This is a genomic window from Enterococcus hermanniensis (assembly GCF_001885945.1).
GTDB lineage: Bacteria > Bacillota > Bacilli > Lactobacillales > Enterococcaceae > Enterococcus_A > Enterococcus_A hermanniensis.
The window spans coordinates 59,392-65,810 of sequence record NZ_JXKQ01000011.1; the positions used below are offsets into that span (position 1 = coordinate 59,392).

Consider the following 6,419-nt stretch of genomic DNA (forward strand, 5'->3'; position numbering starts at 1 on the left):
CTGAACTTTCTAATTGGTGAAACTGAGTCCCGTTATTTACGATATAAATCAGTAAGCGAACATTACTAATTTGAGCGATGCTCCAAGAAGTATTGAGATGCTTTTCTACTTGTATCGATAGTTGGTTCAAATGCTCTTGATGCTTTAGCAATTCGCGTCGTATCATGATAAACAAAAAAGTAAGATAAAAAAGAAAAAATATAAATATCAAAATCTGATCCATTCAAAATGGTTAGCCGATCCGAAGTCGTGATATGTAAATTAAATGATTCAAGTAATTTATTTAGCAACTGATTTTTACGTCGTAGAGTAGACATACTTATCCCATGATAAAAGCAAAAATCATCCGTTTTAAACTTTCTCTTACGTATTAACGTGTTGATTATTTGAGCATTAACATCTGTTTTTAACAACGCTTCAAATAAAAATTGTAAATTTGAAGATTTTTTTTCTAAATGAACAGTTTGCTTAGTCAAAACTAAGTGAACTTCATCATTTGAATAAATATTATCAATCAATTTATCGAGAGTGTGACAATAGTCCTTGATAGTCGAATAAGATAAATGTTCCGATAATTCTTTTTTTATTTTCTCTAGTGAAATAGGTCCCTTTGCCTGACTGAGCAACGTAATAATTTCATATTTCATTTTAGTATCTTTTTCAAAAATATTAAATCCCATATAAACAACCCCATTGTTTATTCTATATTCCAGTATTATACACTGAAAAATACTATAAATAATAAAATAATAATAAATCAACGAATTTTATGTTCACATTTTTAATTTTATCGTGAAAAATTGAGCATAGATAATGGAGGCTAGTTATTACAATTTAGGAGGTATAAGAATACAAAGGAGTGCTAAAGATGAAAAAAATCAAAAAAATAGAAATTACGGAAACCACTCGTAAAGAACATATCAAAATGTGGAAAAGCAAAAAAAATTGGGTCTGTGGCGCGGTTGTATTATTCAGTTCGACTGTTTTGCTTTCTGTAGCGAATGAGAATGTTCGAGCAGCAGAAGTTGATAATAGTAGCGTTGCAGCAGCTGTTGTTGCACAAGAAGCACAAAAGAGTAATGGCTATCATGATGGTCAATTAGCATCATCAATTGGTCAAGCAATTGCTAATCAAGCAACACAAGAAGCGCAAACAACATCAACAGAAGTATCAAACCAAGCAACAGCCGCAGCTGTTGTTGCACAAGAAGCACAAAAGAGTAATGGTTATCATGATGGCCAATTAGCATCATCAATTGGTCAAGCCTTTGCGAAAAAAGAAGCACAAACAACAACAATTGCTGACACACCAAATAAATCAACAGAAGCATCAAACCAAGCAACAGCCGCAGCTGTTGTCGCACAAGAAGCACAAAAGAGTAATGGCTATCATGATGGTCAATTAGCATCATCAATCGGTCAAGCCTTTGCACGTCGAGTTTTAGCAATGGATGCTAAAGCAAGTAACAATGAAATAGCTGATTTAGATAATACCAGCAAAGTAACCAATGCTGATAAAGTAACCATTACAGCAGATAATACTGCTACAAAAACAGTAAAAAGTATTGTTACTGAAGCCAAGAATCCAACAAATCAAAAAATAACAACAAGCTTTGCTTCATACAAACCAGCGATATCTGCAAAAGTTATTGCTACTACAAATGAAAAAGCAGAAATAGTCACTCCTGCTGTAGCAACAGCAAGTATTACATCTGCTGCTGAAACGGCGAAAAATGAAATTCCAAAATTTGGTAGTAAAGAAAATACAGCATTGATTGCAATCGGTATGGTGAGTGTAGCAGGAGCGCTAACAGGATTAGCTCTTGAAACAGAATCACGTAAACGCCGTTCTTAAAATAGATAAAAAATAGAGTGTTTATTAGGCTAGTTAGTCTAAAAAGTAATTTACTAATAGCGCTCATAAAAGGCGATGAAGCTCAAAATACGTAAAACTATTTTAAGCATTCTTCGCCTTTTTTTCTATAGATGATTTTCATAAACAGAAAATTAAAGGAGAAAATATTGGAAGATTTTATTTTAAAAAAATATGTGATCAAATCTAATAAGAATAAACTGAATGAATTTGATACCTTAAAAATATCAAGCAGTGATCTGAAATTAGTTGAATTAATGATTTCAGAAAAATTATTTATGTTAATCAATGATTATCGGAAAAAAATTCATATTACTCCATGTGTAGGCAATAATATCCTTCAAAAGTCAGCAGATATACGAGCACAAGAATTACAAGAAAGACTGAATCATACACGTCCGAATGGAGAAGAAGGTAGTCAATTAGCTTATAACTATGGATATTCAAGACAAAACAAAATCGAAGGTGAAGCTATTGGGCAATTAGCTAGTAGCTCGCTTGTATATTTAATAAATAAAGGAGCAAAAACAGCTTTTGATATGCTGATTAATAGTAGTCCGAAATTTTTAGTTGGAAGCCAAACGAACCAACAAGCAACGGGAATCTGTATTAAAAAGGGAGATAGAGAGTTTTCTATGACCTTTGAGTATGTCTGCAGTCAAGACCTATTAGATTATGGATCTAGCTCTTTTCTGAGAGACAAAACACAATTAGTTCGCTTTTATAATCTAGCTTGTGAACTAGTCGAAGCGGATTATGAAAGACATAGCTGGGGACAATTGATGTTAATGATGTCAAAAGCAAAGCAAATCTATGATGATGTTCAGGTGTCTAAAATAGAAATAGATCAGACTATCGAAGAATTTATAGCTACCTTATCTACAATGAAAAAAACTAATTAGTTAAATTGCTTTAAGACGAAATATTTTTTATTCATCGATTAATACGAGCTTTATAGATAATTAGACGGTAGGAAAAAAATTTTTTGATTTTGAAGTATAATTGACAAGTCAAATAATCTCTGCTATTTTATTAGCAATCAATGATAACGCGATGAAAAAGAAAGTAAAGTAAGGATATGCGCCAAAGAGAGTTCCTGGCTGGTGAGAGGGAATGCAAATAACTTATTTGAAAATGGCTTTTGAGTGGATTTCCCGAAACGTTTAAGGAAATACGGTTGCCCCCGTTAACTAGGCACAGTCTCCAATGATTTGGGTACTGATCGAGGTAGAGTCTGTGAAGTCTTTACATTTAAAGGTGGTAACGCATGTCCAATGCCCTTAGCAATATTTGCTAAGGACATTTTTTTATAGTTAATTTTTAAAGTGTAGAAAATCGGACAAAGGAAAGGTGGAAAATAAATGGCAGGTTTTTTAGTTTTACAAACAGACTTTGGATTACAAGATGGAGCAGTCAATGCGATGTACGGAGTCGCCTATCAAGTTGATCCTTCGTTGACTATCAATAACCTAACGCATGAAATTGAGCCGTATAATATCCATGATGCGAGTTATCGTTTGTTACAAGCAGTTAGTTATTGGCCAGCAGGAACAGTCTTTGTTTCTGTAGTCGATCCAGGTGTAGGTTCTACACGGCGAAGTGTCGTGGCAGAGCTTAAAGGCGGTCAATATGTGCTCACGCCTGATAACGGAACTCTGACTTATTTAGCCCATCATATCGGGATAAAAGAAGTTAGACAAATTGATGAGGACACGCAACGACTACCGGGTTCTTCTGAAAGTCATACATTTCATGGCAGAGATGTTTATGTCTATAATGGTGCTCGATTGGCGAGCGGAAAAGTAGTATTTTCGGAATTAGGTTCAGTGCTCAAGCCGGATGAACTAGTCGTATTTCCTTTGAATCCGCCAATACAAACAGAGGATTCAATTAGTGGGACTATTGATATCACAGATATTCGTTTTGGCTCGTTATGGACGAATATTCCGGTAGCTTTTTTCAAAAAGTGGCAAGTTCAATCTGGACAAAGTTTATTGGTAAAAATATACTATCAAGGTGTGGTTCGTTATCAAGACGAAGTCGTCTTTGGTCGCTCTTTCGCTCAAGTTGCTCCAAAAGAAGCTGTTCTTTATATCAATTCATTATTAAATGTAGGTTTAGGTATCAACTTGGATTCATTTTCTGCAGTTTATAAAATAGGTACTGGTAATGATTGGACGATGGAACTAACAAAGATTTAGCGGATAAGACACTAAAAAATAAAGGGGATAAAAAGTATGAATAAAAAATTTACAGTTAAGCATATTGTGGCAATCGGGATTGGTGCTGCCGTTTTCTTCATCTTGAAACGATTCGTGACGATTCCAACGGGAATTCCTAATACAGATATCGCAACAGCGTATCCATTTTTAGCTTTACTGGGTGTAGTCTACGGACCAGTCGTTGCTGGTTTGGCAGGTTTCATTGGTCACGCCTTAGGTGATTTAACAACTTATGGCGCATGGTGGTCATGGATCATTGCGACAGGGATTTTAGGTGTATTCTTTGGATTATTAGCAAAACGGATCCCAATCGAACAAGGGATTTTTGGTAAAAAACAAGTTACGACCTTTTTAGTGGGAGAAACAATTGCTAATTTAGTAACCTGGGTCATCATTGCTCCGTTGGGCGATATCTTGATTTATGCGGAAGCGCCTAGTAAAGTATTCACTCAAGGTGTCGTTGCAGGGATAACTAATGCGATTGTAACAGGAATCATTGGTTTTATTTTACTAAAAGCATATGCACAAACAAAAACCAAAAAAGGTAGTCTGAATAAAGAAGCATAGAACGTGAGGATAGATAATGATCAAGTTTCATGATTTTACATTTCAATATGATAGCCAAGCCGAGCCGACATTAAAAGAAATCAATTTGACGATTGATCAGGGAGAAAAAATCTTGATCATGGGGCCCAGCGGTTCTGGAAAATCAACCTTAGGCAAATGTTTGAACGGGATCATTCCACAAAATGAAAAAGGCAACTTTACTGGAAGTTTAATTATCAACGATAAAGTTTTTGGTGAGACTTCGATTTATGATCTTTCGCTAGATGTGGGAACGGTGTTGCAAGATACAGATAGCCAATTTGTGGGGCTAACAGTGGCGGAAGATATCGCCTTTTCTTTAGAAAATGAAATGGTCAAACAAGTTGAGATGCGTGAAGCCGTCAATTATTGGGCTAAAAAAACTGATTTACTGGAACAATTATCCAAACGTCCACAAGATCTTTCTGGTGGCCAAAAGCAACGCGTGACGATGGCTGGAGTCTTGATCGATGAGACACCGATTCTTTTATTTGATGAACCATTAGCCAATTTAGATCCACAGACCGGTTATGAAGCAATCCAAATGATCGATCAGTTGTATCAATCGCAAAAGTTTACAACCATTATTATTGAACATCGATTAGAAGAAGTTTTGGCTGCACCTATCGACCGGGTTATTTTGATGGATGAAGGAACGATTATTGCGGATATGACACCAACAGAATTATTGAAAAGTGATTTGTTGGTGCAATACGGGATTCGCGAACCTTTGTATATCACTGCTTTGAAACGGGCAGGAATTTCTTTAGCTGACTTTTCTGACCTGACTAAAGTTGATCAACTGGTGTCACCAACAATAGCGGAGGCATTGGCTCGATCTCAGGCAGCATTTAATGCTCCAATAACAAAAGAAGAACCGTTATTAAGGTTAGAAAATGTTTCGTTTGGTTTTCGTACAGATAAGGTCTTAAAAAATATTGATTTAACCTTGTATCAGGGAGAAATGGTTAGTTTAGTTGGGCATAACGGTGCAGGTAAATCGACATTGTCAAATGTAATCACTGGTTTTTACCCGTTGCAATCAGGAAAATTATTATGGAAAGAACAATCGCTAGCAGTTGAAAGCATTAAAGAACGGGCCGATAAAATCGGCTATGTTTTACAAAATAGTAGTCAAATGCTTTCAAAAAATATGATTTTTGAAGAAGTTGCTTTAGGATTGGAAAATCGTAACATCAATCCTGATGTGATTCAGGAAAAAGTTTTTGAAACATTAAAAGTATGCGGACTGTACGAATTTCGAAATTGGCCGATTTCTGCGTTAAGTCATGGTCAAAAACGACGCGTAGCAATCGCAGCAATTTTAGTTTTAGAACCAGAGTTGCTGATCTTAGATGAACCAACGGCTGGTCAAGACTATTATCACTACAATGAAATGATGCAGTTTTTACGTAAATTAAATCAGTCTGGTATCACGATTTTATTGATTACGCATGACATGCATTTGATGTTAGAGCACACAGAGCGGACGGTAGTTTTAAAACAAGGTGAAATCATTGCCGACAAAACACCAGCGGCAGTATTGTCTTCATCCGAATTGGTTGCCTCAGCTAGTTTACGTGAAACAAGTTTGTATCGTTTAGCCAAAAATAATCGATTAACAGATGCAACAGGTTTTGTATCAGCGTTCATCCGACAAGAGGAGGGCCTCCATGGAAACCAATAATTTAATCGGCTATATCCCGAAACAAACGATGATCCATCAATTGAGTGGTTTT

At 35.7% G+C, this 6,419-nt stretch carries 6 protein-coding genes and 1 other annotated feature; of the genes, 5 read left to right on the forward strand and 1 reads right to left on the reverse strand.

All coding sequences use genetic code 11. From position 1 onward, the window contains the following. Positions 1-65: 65 nt before the first annotated feature. The gene (locus RV04_RS11025; RefSeq protein WP_071858521.1) at positions 66-680 is read right to left on the reverse strand and encodes a helix-turn-helix domain-containing protein; all 615 of its coding nucleotides are present in this window, start codon (positions 678-680) and stop codon (positions 66-68) included. A 188-nt stretch (positions 681-868) separates the two neighbouring features. Here RV04_RS11025 and RV04_RS11030 point away from each other — a divergent pair, with 188 nt between their 5' ends. The 5 genes from RV04_RS11030 to RV04_RS11050 all read left to right on the forward strand — a co-directional run bounded on the left by RV04_RS11030 (position 869) and on the right by RV04_RS11050 (position 6,367). Next, entirely contained in the window at positions 869-1,855 is a 987-nt protein-coding gene (locus RV04_RS11030; RefSeq protein ID WP_071858522.1) for a KxYKxGKxW signal peptide domain-containing protein, read from the forward strand. Positions 1,856-2,022: 167 nt separating this feature from the next. Beyond that, positions 2,023-2,775: a CAP domain-containing protein gene (locus RV04_RS11035; protein WP_071858523.1), complete on the forward strand. Its 753-nt coding sequence runs from the start codon at positions 2,023-2,025 to the stop codon at positions 2,773-2,775. Positions 2,776-2,917: 142 nt separating this feature from the next. Continuing rightward, positions 2,918-3,158, forward strand: a binding site (T-box leader). Positions 3,159-3,234: 76 nt separating this feature from the next. After that, entirely contained in the window at positions 3,235-4,074 is an 840-nt protein-coding gene (locus RV04_RS11040; protein WP_071858524.1) for an SAM hydrolase/SAM-dependent halogenase family protein, read from the forward strand. A gap of 36 nt (positions 4,075-4,110) precedes the next feature. Further along, positions 4,111-4,662, forward strand: coding sequence for an ECF-type riboflavin transporter substrate-binding protein (locus RV04_RS11045; RefSeq protein WP_071858525.1), 552 nt, complete (start codon positions 4,111-4,113; stop codon positions 4,660-4,662). 16 nt (positions 4,663-4,678) lie between these two features. Further along, positions 4,679-6,367, forward strand: a complete 1,689-nt coding sequence (locus RV04_RS11050) for an ABC transporter ATP-binding protein (RefSeq protein ID WP_071858526.1) — start codon at positions 4,679-4,681, stop codon at positions 6,365-6,367. Positions 6,368-6,419 lie beyond the last annotated feature (52 nt).